This window comes from Archangium lansingense (assembly GCF_026626635.1).
Lineage (GTDB): Bacteria > Myxococcota > Myxococcia > Myxococcales > Myxococcaceae > Archangium > Archangium lansingense.
Genome location: NZ_JAPNKA010000001.1, coordinates 12,516,264 through 12,531,176, shown reverse-complemented (window position 1 = coordinate 12,531,176; position 14,913 = coordinate 12,516,264). Strand labels below are relative to the sequence as shown.

The window sequence follows — 14,913 nt, the reverse complement described above, 5'->3', positions numbered from 1 at the left end:
GACTTGAGTTTACTCCATGTATGGAGATTCAAAAAGCCACGTGGAGTGATCGCAGGCGCCGGCCCAGGGGCGGCAGCGGCCTCCACTCCGGGGCCGCGGGGGCTGGACGGAGCCGGGGGATGCGCTCCAGAAGTGTTTGAAAGCAGATCTGCCCCTGCAAGCGGGCAAGCGCTGCACCCAGGCAGTAGTAGTTTCCCGTACCTAAAGCCAGATGCCGGTTGGGCCTCCGGGTGATGTCGAACCGCTCCGGCTCGGGAAATGCCTGGGGGTCGTGGTTGGCGGCTTTGTAGACGAGGACGAAGAGCTCCCCGGTGAAGAACCGCCGGCCACCCAGCTCCAGCGGCTCCCTGCTGACCCGGACCATCGCGTCCGAGGCCCCGTCGTAGCGCAGCATCTCCTCGATGGCCGAGGCCATCAGCTCCGGTTTGTCACGAAGCAGTGTCAGCTGCTCGGGGTGCTCCAGCAACAGGTGGAGGCCGCTGGAGAGCAGGTGGCTGGTGGTCTCGTGCCCGGCGAAGAGCAGCAGCGTGCAGTTGGCGACGATCGCCTCCGGCTCGCGCGCGAAGAAACCCTCGTTCCGGGACACCAGGGCGCTGATGAGGTCCTCGCGCGGCGCTCGGCGGCGCTCGGCGATCAGAGGACGCAGGTACTCTCGCATCTCCAGGAGGCTGCGCTGGCCGCGATGCAGCCCCTCCAGGTTCACCTGCTGGAAGAAGCTGAGGAGGTCGGATGACCAGCGCAGCAGCAGAGGGTGGTCTTCCGGTGGAAGCCCGAGCAGCTCGCCGATGACCCTCGCGGGCAGGGGACGGGCCAGCCCCTCCACCACCTCCAGCTCCCCCTGCGCCTGGGCGGCGTCGAGCAGCTCGTCGGTGAAGCGCTGCACGCGCGGACGCAGCTCCTCCAGCCTGGTGGGGGTGAAGTACTTCTTGAGGGCGCCCTGGAAGTCCTGGTGATCCTGCTCGCTGCTCAGTCCCGCCCACAGCCGGATGGAGTCCCGCGCCGGTTGGAGCTGCTGCTTCGTCTGTGCTGGCAGTCCGTCCCACCAACCCGTTCCCGGCGGGGAGAGCAGCCGCTCGTCCCTGCCGGCCGCGAGCGCGTCCGCGTAGCGCGTCAGCACCCAGCCACGAAACTGGGGGCTCCAGTAGATGGGGTGCTCGGTGCGCAAGCGGCGCAGGAAGGCGTGCGGATCCTTCACCACGGACGGAGCAAAGAAATCGTAGGTCTCCGCGGAGGACATGCTCCCCCTCTTCCATGTGAGAGCGCCCGCTGTCACCATCCCTCACACAGCCGTCGCTTCGCGCGACGTACGTGGGAGAGACATCGTGGGTTCAACGAGCGAGGTCCTGTTCAGCCAGAGGATACCGCTGGAGGACGTTCGCCGCCTCCCCATCTTCGAGTCACGCGAGGAGAAGATCCTCCTGGCGAGCCAGATGGAGGTGCTGCTCGACAAGTTCTACGTTCACCTGCCGCTCAAGGAGAACATGCTCGGGGTGAGGCCCGTCCAGCAGGCGCGGCTGCTCCAGGCGAACGTCGAGCTCTATCCGGATGACTACTCGTTCATGGCGGCGTTGCTGCAGCTCTCCACCGGGTTGCGTGACTTCCACACCATGGTCGATCTGCCGGAGCCCTGGTCGAGGTTCACCGCCTTCCTCCCGTTCCAGCTCCATGAGTACTTCGACGGCGCGGGAGCCCCCCACTACCTCGTGGGCGAGGTGTCACCTGGAGCGGACCTGGGCGGGGACTTCGTCAGCGGCGTCGAGGTGACGCACTGGAACGGCGAGCCCATGGCGCACAAGGTCAAGCGCCTCGGGAGGATGACGGCGGGCTCCAATCACCAGGCGCGGTGCCGCCGGGCCCTGGAGTCGCTGACGCAGCGCATCTTGAAGTACGGCCTTCCTCCCGATGAGGACTTCGTGTTCCTCTCCTACCTCGGCAAGCGGGGGCCCACCGACATCAAGCTTCCCTGGCTCGTTCGGGAGGCGCCCCTCCCAGGTCAGTCGGCCGCCAGTTCGGCGACGACCACCGGTCTCAACGAGCACTCCATTCAATTGCAGCGGCTGCGCAAGGAGCTGTTCTGTCCCGACCGCGTGCTGCAGGAGCAGAAGATCTCGGAGCTTCGCGAGCAGAACTCGCCGTCGGCCACGTGGTCCCTCCTGGAGCGGACCCTCCAGACGGACAGTCTCTATCCCGAGAGTCTGTCCTTCCGCGTCGTGGAGACCCCCAGCGGGACGTTTGGTTATCTCCACATCGCCAACTTCATGGTCAGCGACGTGGATGGCTTCGTCCGGGAGGTCGAGCGCATTGTCCGGATGCTCCCCCAGACGGGTCTCATCATCGACGTGCGCGGCAACCCCGGCGGTGCCATCCCCGCGGGTGAGCGCATCCTCCAGTTCTTCACTTCGGCCCGCATCGAGCCGGAGCCCGTCTCCCTCCGGTGTACCGACTTCACCCGCAAGCTGAGCGAGTCCGGTGAGGGGTGGGCTCCGTGGCGGCCCTCGCTCCGGCTGGGCGTCGTCACGGGCGAGCTGTTCTCCCAGGGGTTCCCGTTGACCCCGGTGGAGCAGGCGAACAGCACCGGGCAGATCTACAAGGGCCCAGTGGTGCTCGTGTGCGATGCGCTGAGCTACAGCGCCACCGACTTCTTCATCGCCGGTTTCAAGGACCACAACATCGGGAAGCTCATCGGCGTCGACTCACAGACGGGCGCGGGCGGCGCGAGCATGTACTGGCATCAGAAGCTGGTCAGTGATTGGCACGATGTGCCCGGCAGCCCGTTGAAGCCGCTCGCGCGCGGAGCGGCCATGCGCGTGGCCCTGCTGCGCTCCACCCGCGTCGGCGTGAAGCGCGGGCTCCCCGTGGAGGGGCTGGGCGCGGAGATCGACATCCGCTACCGGTACACCCGGGACGATGTCCTCCACGGGAACGTGGATTTGATGAACCGGGCCGGACAGGTGCTTGTCTCGGGGGCGTAGGGGCACGGTGGGGAACCCGGCACCCTCACCCCGACCCTCTCCCGGCGGGAGAGGGGTGCTTGCTCAACCTGGTATCTCCTGGCTCTACGTCATGGCGATGGGGTGGGACCGCAGCCACTCCTGGGCTCGGCGGATCCGCTCGGCTGAGGTGGGCAGGTTCATCTCTCCCATCAGCTTGCGGTACGGCTCCAGGTCCTCGGCCGTCCACCGCGTCTTGGCCTCCAGGTCCGCCCTCACCACCTGCTCCTCTGCCGAGCGCGCCTGCGGCTCGCTGTAGGAGGTCAGGATGGCCGCGAGGATCATCCGCACTGGCTCCGCCTCGAAGGCCACCGCCGCATCCGAGAAGAAGGCACGCGTCGCCTCGTCCAGGGCCGCGTCCTTCGCTCGCGCCCTCATCCGCTCCAGCATCCCCGGCAGCACCTCGTGGTCCGAGTCCAGCGCTGACCTCACCGCTCCGAGGAAGGCAGACACCGCCGCGCTCCGGGCCTTCGCATCCATGCCCGGCACCTTCAACGCGTTCAGCGGCTCCCACAGCACGCTGGTGAGCCACACCTGCTCCTCCGGTGTGAAGACAGACGGTGTGATGCTCTGGCGCATCGCCGTCTCCACTCGCGCTGATCTCTCCTTGGCCTCCTGCGTGATGCGCGCGGCCAGTTGTGGATCCGACTCCACGTACTTCACCAGGGGATCCATCTCGCCTTCACCCGCCTTGCGCAGCACCTCGCGCGCCTCGTCCGAGAGGTCCGCGCTCGCCGCGAGCGCCTCCAGCTTCGAGGCGAGCTGCTGCCCATGCCGGGCGCCCCACTCGCGGAACTGGACGCCGAACACCACGTCCAGCACGGGCCGATCCTCGGGCTGGAAGCTGCCGCTCTTCGGCGTGGTGGCCAGCAGCGCCCCCAGGCACAGCGCCTGTCGATCTTCCGAGGACAGCCCCGCCGTGGTGGCCTTCACCAGCAAGGTGGTCCGCAGCTTCTCGAGGAACGCACGCGTCCCCAGCTCGTGCACCGTTCCCAGCCGCAGCGTGTTGCGTGCCTGGGCCGGGTCCCTCTCGACGGCCGCCTCCAGGCGCTCCAGCTCGCGCGACACGTGCTTGTCGAAGGCCTCCGCATCGAAGCGCAGCCCAGGCCCGGGGCCCCACTCCGTCAGCAGCTCTCCCAGATGATCCAACGTCTCGGACACGCGCGACATGTCCCCACTGCCCAACATGTCCAGCGCCGCCTGTAGGTCACCGGCGAGCGGGTGCGCGGCGGGCGCGGGCGCGGCAGCCGCCTCCTTGGCCCGGTCCTCGGCGGCGTGACAGGACTTGTATTTCTTGCCACTCCCGCAGGGACAGGGGTCATTGCGTCCGGGCTTCTGGCGGCTCATGTCCTCACACCTCATCCAGGTAGAAACGACGGGGCCCGGCACAACCTGGTGCCGGGCCCCATCCTCATCCAGGTGTCCTCCCTAGCAGGGCGGACGCGTCAGGGCGAGTAACCGAGCGTCAATCCAATCACGTGGGCCATGCCGTTGTACGTGCCCGGCAGGGGCGGGAAGGTGCTCCGCTGCTCCTGCAGCAGGACGAGCTGGTAGCCCGCGTCCACCCGGAAGGCGGAGAAGGCATACCCGGCACCCACCGAGATCTTCAGCCGGTCCGCGTCCGGCAGGTCCGGCGCGAGCGTGTCCTCGGGGGAGGGTGTCGGGTCGTAGACGAAGCCCGCGCGTACCGCCAGCGCGTCCGTCACCTTGTACTCACCACCCACGCGGACGTTCCACCGGTTCTCCCAGTTCTTGACGGAGGGCTGGTTGAACTGGGGAGTGGTCTCGAGCTCGAAGAGGAGCTGCTCGATGGTGGACCACCGGACCCAGTTGACGTCGGCGGTCAGTGTCAGCTTCTCATTCAGCGGGGTGAAGGACACGCCCAAGCCCAGCGAGGCCGGCAGATCGACGTCCAGCGAGACGGGCTGGTCCGGGAACGACGGGGCCACCGGGTCCGGGAAGCCCGAGAAGTCCGCATTGCCCTGGGTGGACATGGCGATCCCGCTGCGGAAGTGCGCGCCGAGCGTCAGCAGCCCCGGCATCACATCCGCCTGGACGCCTGCGTTGTAGCCGAAGCCCCAGTCATTGGTCGCCAGTTCCACCTGGCCCGTGGCACCCGCGGCGGGCGAGGGTGGGGGAACGACGATCTGCTTGCGGACATTGATCGTGCCGTAGACCGCCTGGAAGCCGACTCCGAGCCGCAGCCACTTCACCGGCGCGAACGCCAGCGTCGGGTTGATGTCGTAGGTGGCCACCCGCGACTCCAGGGCGAGCTGCCGTCCCACGAAGTCATCCGGCCACTTGCTGTTGGCTCCGAAGGGGGTGAAGACGCCCACGCCCGCGGCGAGCTGCTCGTTGATCCTGTAGACGAAATAGCCGTATGGCGGTGGCGACACCGGACTCTGGGACTGCTCGACTCCCGTTGCGTCGGGCGTGAAGCCCAGGTCCACCAGGATGAGCGAGCCGCCGAGCTGGATGTCCAGTTTGTTCACTCCCATGATGCCGGCCGGGTTGTAGTAGATGGCCGATGCATCCTTCATGCTCGCCACGCCCGTCGAGCCCATGCCCGTGGCCCGGCCTCCCTGGGTGTCAATGGTGAGGCCCGCTGCCTGGCTAGCCCCCGCGGCGAGCAGTGTCACGACCGTCAGTGTCTTCTTCATACATGCGAGCCCTTTCTCGCGACATCCGACTGCGTTTGACTTTGGGAGGGTAAGGTTGAGTCGTACTCGGAGTGAGGCATCCCCCTCCTGCGGGCCATGGTGCGTGCGCTCCCGGACAGAGCAGGGCGCCGGGCCAACCCTTCTCGTCGGGTGGAAAACGGACGATGCCTGGGGGCCTTCACTGGGTATAGGTTGGGCCCATGAAACGACTGCTCGGTGCAGTGACCCTCATGGCGGCCGTGGGCGTGGCCCAGGCCCAGGCGCAGCAGACTCCCCCGCAGGCCCCGGCGGCGCAGCAGGCCCCGCAGGGCGCTCCAGAGGCGGGCGGGCTCACCTGGACGTCCCCCTCGGGCTGGGAGACGCAGGGCGCCCGGCCCATGCGCGTGGCCACCTACCGCATCGCTCCCGCCAAGGGCGATACCGACTCCGCCGAGCTGGCCCTCTTCTACTTTGGTGCCGGTCAGGGCGGCGCGGTGGATGCCAACGTGAAGCGCTGGCTGGGCCAGTTCCAGAAGGCGGATGGCAGCCCCATCTCTGAAAAGGATGCGCGCTCCAAGAAGGAGACCCTCAACGGCCTCTCCGTCACCACCCTGGACGTCAAGGGCACCTATACCGGCGGCGGCCCCATGATGGGCCCCTCCACCCCGAAGCCTGGCTACCGTCTGCTGGGCGCCATCGTCGAGGGCCCCGAGGGTCCCCTCTTCTTCAAGCTCACCGGCCCCGAGCGCACCGTCGCCAGCGCCGAGAAGGGCTTTCGCAAGCTGCTCGAGTCGGTGAAGAAGAAGTAGGAAAAAGTTTTCCCACTTCCATCCGTTGACACCCTTGAACGTCGGGAGCGCGACGCGCTCCTGGCTCGGGTGTTCTGTGTTTCAACAGGGGGTTGCGTTCTCTCTGCACGGCACGGAAGGCGGACACACGTTGAGCGGTGAGCCGGGGCGTGTGCATTCCGACCCATCACCTCGAACCCCACGAGTGACCGCGTACCAGGGCTCCTCCTCCCTGGATTGGGGAGGTGCACCCTCATCCCCTTGTTTCGGATGGAAAGCGCCATGAGACGTCCCTTCCTGACCTTGATGATGCTGGCTGTGCTCGGAGTCGCTTGCAGTCAGCAACGGCAGCCAACCCCCCTGGCGCAGGTGGATGCGCAGCAACTGGCGGAGGACTCGCGCGTCATGGCGCGGTACTACGCGCAATGGCAGGCGTCCCTGCACGCGCAGGCCCTCAATAGCGGCAACAACGAGAGGATGCCGCTCGACCTGAACAATGAGGAGCACTACCGCTTCGTGGTGAACCGGCTCCAAGCCTCGGGGCTCTCCCCGCTGAATGCCCCGCGGCTCTTCCTGCGCCTGGAAGAGCTCCACCGCCGGGTGCGGTTGTCCGAGCGGCCCATGGAGGTTCCCGCCGGGGCGCCGCTGCAGGCCGCGGGCATGCAGGTCACGGAGGAAGGGGCGTTGTGCGGGCACATGATTCCGCTCCACGCCACCGGAGGGGATGCCACTCATGCCCGTTTCCAGGGCACGGGCCTCACCTCCTGCTTCGGCGGCTCGGACTACGGCTACGTGGACTTCAATGCCTACTCCACGGACGAGCAGCAGACGCTCTTCGAGCTGCTCACCAATGAGTCCCACGAGGAGTACGCCGGCAAGGTGTTGGAGACGACGCCCGTCTCCCTCTCCGTGGAGCGCAAGGAGGGCCGTCAGCTGCTCGTCGATTCGCTGGCCATGGCTTTCAACGAGACGACGGGCGAGGATCAGATCACCTATACGTCGGTGACGGCCACGCTGCATCTGTCGGGAGCGGGGGAGATGGGCCTCTTCCTCGAGCACCCGCGGGAGCTGCTCGTCGAGTCCCCGGACAAGGCCATCCGCATCTGCCTGGAGCGTGGGAGCATCCACGGCTTTCTGGACTGTGATTACGGCTCGGTGCGCATCCATCCGGATGGGACGTGGCAGCCATTTCCGGGCTCGGGCGCTACGGGCATCGTCGCGGTGGATGCCCCCGCCTCGAAGGCCACCGCCATCGGAGGAGGCACGCCCACCTGGATTCCGGACAGGACCGCGTACTGGGCGCCCACCGGGGGTGCTTTCGACACGTCGCGCTTCCAGGTGGCCTTCCGCGGCACCTTCTTCCCCCACGTCATCGACGGGTGCCAGGTGACGAGGGTGACCAGCAAGGTGGCCGCCATCCTGATGGACACGGGCGGGTGGTGCCAGGCGGGCTCGGCGCCCGGAACCATCGTGGGCAAGGGCGAGCTTCCCTGGACGGCGCCCACCGTGCCCAAGGAGTTTCCCTTCGACGGCATCCTGGATTTCGGCACGGGCAACTGCCTGAACAGCGCGCAGAACGTCCGGTTGGAGGTCTGGGCCTACGCCGAGGGCACCTGTCCGGACCCTTGGGGCGGACCGCCCGAGCCTTTCCTCTGCCCCGCGAAGGCAGAGGTGAAGCCCGTGGACTACAAGAAGATCTGCATGGCGGAGGGGACACGGGTGACGCGGGCGGATGGCAAGAGCGTCCCGGTGGAGCAGGTGAAGGTGGGCGAGAAGCTGCTGGCCAATGGCCAGGGCCTGGCGCTGACGGTGACGACGGTTCACCGGGGCGGAGAGAGCAAGCCGTTGGTGAAGCTGCGTGACGAGCAGGGCCGCGAGGTGCGGGTGACGGACACGCACCCCCTGGTGACGGCGGCGCGCGGGGTGGTGCAGGCCGGAGCACTGAAGGTGGGCGATGCGGTGTTGACGCGCACCGGCGCGAGGAAGCTGGTGGCGGTGGAGCGCGTTCCCTATGAGGGGCTCGTCTACAACTTCTCCCTGGGCACTCCGGAGGAGCTGGCCCACGTGGGGCCCGAGGCCCGCACGCTGTACGCCGAGGGCTTCCTGGTGGGGGACAGCCAGATGCAGACGGAGCTGGAGAAGCAGAAGCGGGTGGATGCGCGGGCGGTGCTGGTGCGGCTGCACAGCGAATGGCACCAGGACTTCCGCCTGTCCCAGGCCAGGCACCTGAGCACTCGCCGGTAGCCCGCCTCCCAGCCTTCGAGGTCCCCGAGGGGCCGTCCCGGACAGACCGGGGCGGCCCTTCTGCTTTTCCTCCCCGCCCCGTGTACCCCTGGGTGGAATCACACCTACCCCCACCTTTCTACAGGCCAGAAGGAAAGGAAAAACTTTTCCCAATCCTTTCTACAGACGTGTGTATGGGAAAGGCTTTACCCAATCCTTTCTACAGCATTCTGCGTGGGCAGTATGAAAGTCTTTCCGTTTCTCCTTCTCCAGACGAGGGGAGGCGGGCCAGGGCATCCGCTCGCCCGGTCGTGAGCCCTCCCCAGCGGACGCAAGTCATTGTTCGCTGTTCCCTGGGTTCCTCGAAAGGTGTCTGTGTTTGGACAAGGAAGGAAAAGCTTTTCTCGGACCGTCTTCCCATCCAGCGAGGCGTCCCCACTTTCCGGCCGTTGTCTTCATCCCCTGAGGTCATCCCCATGAAACTGACGTTGAACGCCTCATCTCGGATGCTGCCGCGTCTTGCTCCTGCTCTGCTGTGCCTGGCCATGGCCGGCTCGGGCTGCAGTCAGCAGAAGATGCCCGCGCAGCAACAGGAAGCCGACAAGCAGGCCCTGGTGGCTGATTCGCTCTACATGGCCCGGCTCTACGCCGGCTGGGAGCAACAGGTGGAGTCCCAGGGCCTCAGGCGCGGCGGCCGGGCTTCGCACATGGAGATCGATCTCTCCGATGACACCCAGTACCGCTTCGTGACCAACCGCCTTCAGGCTGCCGGTAGCACGCCGAAGAACTCGCCGCAGCTCTTCCGCAAGCTGGAGAAGCTCCGCAAGGACAAGAAGTCCGGCACCCCGCGCATCCACACCCGCGAGGACAGGCTCGCCTCGGCCGCCGCCGAAGAGGGCGCGGAGAACACGTGGTGCGGCCACCTGCTGCCTCTCACCGACGTGGCCAACTCCGATAAAACGGTGGCGAAGTTCCAGGCCTCCGGTCTCGTGACTTGCTTCGACGGCTCGGACTACGCCTTCGCCAACGTCACCGCCTTCGCCACCAATCGCGAGCGCACGCAGTTCCGCGTGCTCGGCGCCGAGTCCCTCGAGGAGTACGCCGGCGTGGTTCTCGAGACGCCGCCGCTCGACATCAATGTGGCGGTGAACCCGGACGAGGAGCTCTTCGTCGACTCGCTGGCCGTGGCCTTCGACGAGGAGACCGGCGAGTCACACCTGTCCTATGCGGTGGCCGAGTCGTCCCTGCTGGCGGTGGACGACGTCAACACCATCGGCTTCTTGCACCCGAAGGAGCTGATTGGCAGGCACCTGCCGGACAACCCCATCCGCACCTGCCTGGAGCGCGGCTCCGTCGCCGGCTTCCTGGATTGTGATTACACCTCGGGCAGCAAGGACCCCGCCACCGGCGCCTTCAGGCCGTTCGCCGCGCCCTTCACCGGCGTCGCCGCGGTGGATGCCGAGGCCAGCCGGACGCTCTGGGTCCCCGCCAAGAACGCCTACTGGGAGCCCTCCAACGGCAGCTATGACATCAGCCGCCTCTACCTGCCCATGCGCGGCACCTACCAGGTCACCCTGCCCTCCGACTGCACCCTCAACGCCCTGACCAGCGACGCGACCATCGTCCTGCTGGAGCGCGGCGGCCGGTGCAGCGCGGGCACCGCGCCCGGCACCAGCGTGCTCAAGGGGAGCATCCCGTTCAAGACGCCCTTCCTCGACGACTATAACCGGACCCTGCTCAACGTTCCCTTCGACGGGCTGGTGGACTTCGGCAAGGACTGTCTGGCCGTGTACCAGAACGTGCGGCTCATGACCCGTGCCACCATGCGCGCCACCTGCGTGGATTACCGCACCGGCAACACTCGGACCCTGACCCGCTCTCGCTTCGAGAACATCGAAAACCTCGACTGGCGTAACGCGTGCCTCGCCGAGGGCACTCGCGTGACGAAGGCGGATGGCTCGCAGGTCCCCGTCGAGCAGGTCAAGGTCGGTGACAAGCTGCTGGCCAACGGCAAGGGCCTCGCGCTCACGGTGACCACTGTGTCGCGCGGTGCCGAGAGCAAGCCCATCGTCAAGCTGCGGGACGCTCTCGGTGGCGAGGTGATGGTGACGCAGACCCACCCGATGCTCACCGCCTCCCGCGGTGTGGTTCAGGCCGGCGAGCTGAAGGTCGGCGATGCCCTGCTCACCCGCACCGGCTCGGCCAAACTCGTCGGCGTCGAGCGCGTGCCCTACGCCGGTCAGGTGTTCAACTTCGCCCTCGGTACGAAGGAGGAACTGGCCCAGGCTCCCGCTGAGGCCCGCACGCTGTATGCCAATGGGTACCTCGTCGGTGACAGCCAGATGCAGTCCACCCTGGAGAAGCAGCGCACCCAGGACTCCCGCGAGGTGCTCACCCGCCTCAACGGCGCCTGGCACGAGGACTTCCGCCGCCACCAGGAGCGGAACACGAGTGCTCGCCGGTAGGTAGGGTGTTCAGAGTGGACCGCTGAAATTTCGAGGGCCGTCCGGGTTTCCGGGCGGCCCTTCGTGTGTTGGTGCGCGTGCGTGAATGTCGATGTTGTTTCCCGGGGAGGGCGTGCTCCCCGGCTGGTTGAATTCCTAGACTCTGTCTCGTCTAGCGTCGGGCGTGGTGTAGGGCGTCAGCAGGATTGCCCCCGTCTCGCCATTGTCGGAAATGGAGCAGACCAGGCTCTGGTGGGTGGATGCATAACGCCTCACGAAGGAGCGCGTCGCAATACAGAGTGCCGCCACGCCACTCGCAGCGCCAATGTCTCCGAATGACACGCAAGGCACAATCGTCTTTACCCCGGCGAGGTCGACATGCTCCTGGAGCAGCGCCTGGGCATGGCCCCAGACCCGTGCTTTCCACTCCTCGCCGTTGAGGTCGACGAGAATGTCACCGCGAAAGGGCTCCTTCCCATCCGCGGCTTGCAAGGTCTCGATGATGGCCGACACCAGGTTGCGAGCCATGGCGGGCGCGAGCCGGACGCGGGAGGCGCCTGGTGACTCTTCGTCCATGGCGCCCGGGGCCGGCCGGAAGGCCGTGGCGAGAATGCGTGCCTCGGTCCGGGCGCCCCGCCGCCTGGCCGGCGCCGCTCGCTCCACCAGCACGCAGGCCGCGGCCTCGCCTGGGCACAGTCCCGCCGGTTGCTCCGCCGTCTTGAGCCGACCTTCACGGATGAGCACGTCCATGCTGAGGCGGTCCAGCCACGAGTCGGAGCCCATGAGGAGGACACGCTCCAGAGGCTCCCGGGCAAGGACTTCGTGAATCCTGCCCAGGGCCGAGGCGGCACCGGCGGGCCCGGCGGTGAAGAAACCGCGGGGAATCATCCGCAGGGGCAGCTCGGAGAGATCGGCGAGCAGGCGCGTGCAGGAGCGCTCGAGCAGCGCGGGAACCTCCGCCCCCGGCCACATGAAGCGCTCGAAGCCCATTTCCGGTAGGATCCATGCGAGCGCCGTGGAGCGCCAGAACGCATGGTCCTCCGGCCCGGGCAGCTCGCCATAGCGCACCATGTCTTCCAAGGCTTCCAGTGCGAGGCGAACCCAGACTCCGGACTGGATGAAGCCGTCGGTGAGCCCTTGGATGGGCGCTCCGATGACGGGGGCATCGAGCTCGCTTTCATCGAAGCACCAGAAGTCATCCAGGGGCTGGCGCCGGACCAGGCCGGCCCGCTGCGCGGCACAGGCCGTCGTCACGTCCCACCCGAGGGTGGACACCATGCCCAGGCCACTGATGAGAAGCGTCCCAGCGGGTGGCATCAGTCTCTCAATTCGGGCAGGGAGCGGAAGCGCTCTGGAATCCGCCAGCTATCGGGGGCTGGGAGTCGCCGGAGGTGGAAGCGCCGGGCCACGCCTGGTGCAAGAGGGTAGTCCGGCTTCACCTTGAGCCCGACCCGCCCGGCGAGCTCAAGCAGGGCAAGGATTTCGGTGGAGACGTGCGCGGTTGTCGAGGCCTCGTCGGGATGGAGACTCTCCTCCTTGCGGGCCTGCTTGTAGGCGCCGAGCTTCTGCTCGAGCACCGCTGCCAGCCCCTCGTCGAACAGTTGCTGGTCGGCCTCCAGCAGACCCCGGCAGAGGGGGATGTGGGGATCCGGATTCTCCGCCGTCAGTTCGGCGAAACGGTCCAGTTCGGCCTGAAGGCCGTTCCGGGGAACTCCTCCGTAGAAGTGGGCCATCAGCAGCCGGAGGTAGAGGAAGTCCTCCTCGTACTCGCGCGTGGTATCCGGGGTGGCCGGACAGAGGGATGCCATCGTCTTCGCCGCGTCGTCATCCCGGCAGGCCACGGCATCGAAGAACGGCTCGGCCTTCGACGTGAGCTTCTGATCGGGTGGGGCGATTTGGAGGAAGTGCTGAAATGCCCTGGCGCTCTTGAACAGGTAGCCGTAGAACGGCCGTGGATCGCTCGAGGCCAGCAGCGAGCCAGCCGCCAATCGCCGGTACATCTGGCATACGTACAGATAGAACTTGAGCGTCGGTGGTGCCGCGATGACCCGTGGCAGCACATCTTCCAGCGCGATGCCGGAGTTCTTGATGGCGATGGGCAGGAAGTTCGGCTTCATGTCTGACTGTGACGACGTCTCGCGCGTAGAAGTCTACGAAGAGGAGGGGGGCCCATCAAGCGCATGGTGTGCTACCCTCCCGGGCCGAGAGTCATCCTGCCTTCCTGGGGCACTGGGGGCACTTCATGTCAGATAATAAGAAGGGACACTTTGGCGACGCGGCGCTCTCCGTGCTCCACAACGTCCAGAAAAATACGACGGAGAACGGTGCCTGTCTGACCGGGCACCTCGGGGGGTTCTCGAAGTTCAGGAACAAGAGTTCCTGCAACTACCGCTATCAGGCCTATGAGCGAGCCAAAGAGAACGTAGAAATCAAGAAGCGGCTCCAGAGTTATAAAGCCCGGTTGTCCACGAATTCGATCGAGACCTCGGCATATCCGGCGGAGAGCGAAAGCATGACTCCCGCCTACTACTGTGCACGCTTGCCGGCGCCCCAGGCGGGTGACTGGGACGTCACTGGCCCCAACCGGGTCGTGACCCGTACGACGTTTTCCAAGAAGACGTACGGCATACCCATTGGTCACAATTTCACTCAGGACACCTGGCCCTATTGGAATAACGCCCACCATCTCATTCCAAAGGGGACTCTGAAGGAGCGGATCCTGGAGGAGGATTCGCAAGTCAGCGAGCTAATGCAAAAAGCCTTGCTCAAGGCGAAGTACAACATCAACCACAAGTTCAACATGTTGTTGATGCCGCAGGATCGCGAGGTCGCGGAGTTGTTGGACCTGCCGCGTCACATCCAGTTGAAGGACGACGACGAGCCTGATCTCGCTGCGATGTGTACGGATCACCCGGCCTACAACGAGATGGTCCGTGAAATGGATTCGGGATTGGATGCGATCATCCAGGATTACAAGGAGATCTGCGACCAGAAAATTGAGGAGGGTGAGCACGATGTTCCTGATGGCCTGCTGGACAAGGCGAGGCTGGAGAGCTTGTCCAAGAGGCTGCTGCGGATCATCCTCGATTGGGGAAGCGATGCCAGGGGCGGCTCGCTCGAAAAGATGTCCATGCGAGAAAAAAAGAAACAGAAGGCAACGGGCGCGCCAGAAGGAAGTCGTGGCAGCGTCAAGCGGCGGAAGCTGGGCGATGGGAAGTGATTTCAGATGCGCTACTATTTGATTGACCTGATGCCCGAGGACAACCCGGACTTCTGCTTCCTGGATTCCTACCCCGAAGGTCTTGGCCTGAAGACGTACAAGCTCGGTAAGGGACAGCCGCTGAAGGACGATTATCCAGCGGATGCGCGCATCTACATGTCCGACAAGGAGAAGGGCATCCAGGTCCCCGACCTGGTGGGCAATAGCCGCTCCATGCTCATCACGAGCCAGCGCGTCAAGGAAGTCATCGAGCGCGTGAATCAGGGGCCCACGGAATACCTGCGTGTGGCGATCTACAACCACAAGAAGCGCGTGGCCTCTCCAGACCACTTCATTCTCAATCCTCTCGGAGTCGTGGACTGCTTGAACCTGCGCGCCTCGGAGATCGAGTATTTCCAAGGAAAGGTCGTCCACGTTGACCGGCTCGTGCTCGATCCCGGAAAGCTCGAGAAGGCTCCGGAGCTCTTCAGGGTGCGTGAGAACTCGAGAGCGTACGTCATCAGTGATCGAATCGTGGACGAGGTGGAGAAGCTCAGGCCAGGCGTCTCCAACTTCTGGCTCGAGGAGCTCGATCAGGAGCCATCAAGGGAGCAGGGCGGCAAGACTTGA

The 14,913-nt window shown here is 65.9% G+C and carries 11 protein-coding genes; 6 read left to right on the top strand and 5 right to left on the bottom strand.

Annotated elements, in window-relative coordinates; all coding sequences use genetic code 11:
• Window positions 1–28: 28 nt before the first annotated feature.
• Window positions 29–1,237: a cytochrome P450 gene (locus tag OV287_RS50245; RefSeq protein WP_267541219.1), complete on the bottom strand. Its 1,209-nt coding sequence runs from the start codon at window positions 1,235–1,237 to the stop codon at window positions 29–31.
• A gap of 85 nt (window positions 1,238–1,322) precedes the next feature.
• On the opposite strand from OV287_RS50245, the gene OV287_RS50240 reads away from it, so the two are divergent.
• Entirely contained in the window at window positions 1,323–2,972 is a 1,650-nt protein-coding gene (locus OV287_RS50240) for a S41 family peptidase (RefSeq protein ID WP_267541218.1), read from the top strand.
• An 84-nt stretch (window positions 2,973–3,056) separates the two neighbouring features.
• Here OV287_RS50240 and OV287_RS50235 read toward each other — a convergent pair whose 3' ends face one another.
• The gene (locus OV287_RS50235) at window positions 3,057–4,337 is read right to left on the bottom strand and encodes a YecA family protein (RefSeq protein WP_267541217.1); all 1,281 of its coding nucleotides are present in this window, start codon (window positions 4,335–4,337) and stop codon (window positions 3,057–3,059) included.
• A 98-nt stretch (window positions 4,338–4,435) separates the two neighbouring features.
• Window positions 4,436–5,650, bottom strand: coding sequence for an OmpP1/FadL family transporter (locus OV287_RS50230; protein WP_267541216.1), 1,215 nt, complete (start codon window positions 5,648–5,650; stop codon window positions 4,436–4,438).
• A gap of 200 nt (window positions 5,651–5,850) precedes the next feature.
• Here OV287_RS50230 and OV287_RS50225 point away from each other — a divergent pair, with 200 nt between their 5' ends.
• The 3 genes from OV287_RS50225 (at window position 5,851) to OV287_RS50215 (ending at window position 11,105) form a co-directional block, all read left to right on the top strand.
• Window positions 5,851–6,438: a hypothetical protein gene (locus OV287_RS50225; RefSeq protein ID WP_267541215.1), complete on the top strand. Its 588-nt coding sequence runs from the start codon at window positions 5,851–5,853 to the stop codon at window positions 6,436–6,438.
• A gap of 261 nt (window positions 6,439–6,699) precedes the next feature.
• Window positions 6,700–8,661 (top strand): Hint domain-containing protein, encoded by a 1,962-nt coding sequence (locus OV287_RS50220; RefSeq protein ID WP_267541214.1) that lies wholly within the window; start codon window positions 6,700–6,702, stop codon window positions 8,659–8,661.
• Window positions 8,662–9,116: 455 nt separating this feature from the next.
• Window positions 9,117–11,105, top strand: coding sequence for a Hint domain-containing protein (locus tag OV287_RS50215; RefSeq protein ID WP_267541213.1), 1,989 nt, complete (start codon window positions 9,117–9,119; stop codon window positions 11,103–11,105).
• Window positions 11,106–11,240: 135 nt separating this feature from the next.
• Here the strand turns inward: OV287_RS50215 and OV287_RS50210 are convergent, their stop codons facing one another.
• Window positions 11,241–12,401, bottom strand: a complete 1,161-nt coding sequence (locus OV287_RS50210) for a hypothetical protein (protein WP_267541212.1) — start codon at window positions 12,399–12,401, stop codon at window positions 11,241–11,243.
• Entirely contained in the window at window positions 12,401–13,201 is an 801-nt protein-coding gene (locus OV287_RS50205) for an Imm49 family immunity protein (RefSeq protein ID WP_267541211.1), read from the bottom strand. Before OV287_RS50205 ends, OV287_RS50210 begins: the two co-directional genes overlap by 1 nt.
• Before the next feature lie 125 nt (window positions 13,202–13,326).
• Here OV287_RS50205 and OV287_RS50200 point away from each other — a divergent pair, with 125 nt between their 5' ends.
• Both OV287_RS50200 and OV287_RS50195 read left to right on the top strand, forming a co-directional pair.
• Complete coding sequence (locus OV287_RS50200) at window positions 13,327–14,304, top strand: AHH domain-containing protein (protein WP_267541210.1); 978 nt, start codon at window positions 13,327–13,329, stop codon at window positions 14,302–14,304.
• 6 nt (window positions 14,305–14,310) lie between these two features.
• Entirely contained in the window at window positions 14,311–14,913 is a 603-nt protein-coding gene (locus tag OV287_RS50195; protein ID WP_267541209.1) for an imm11 family protein, read from the top strand.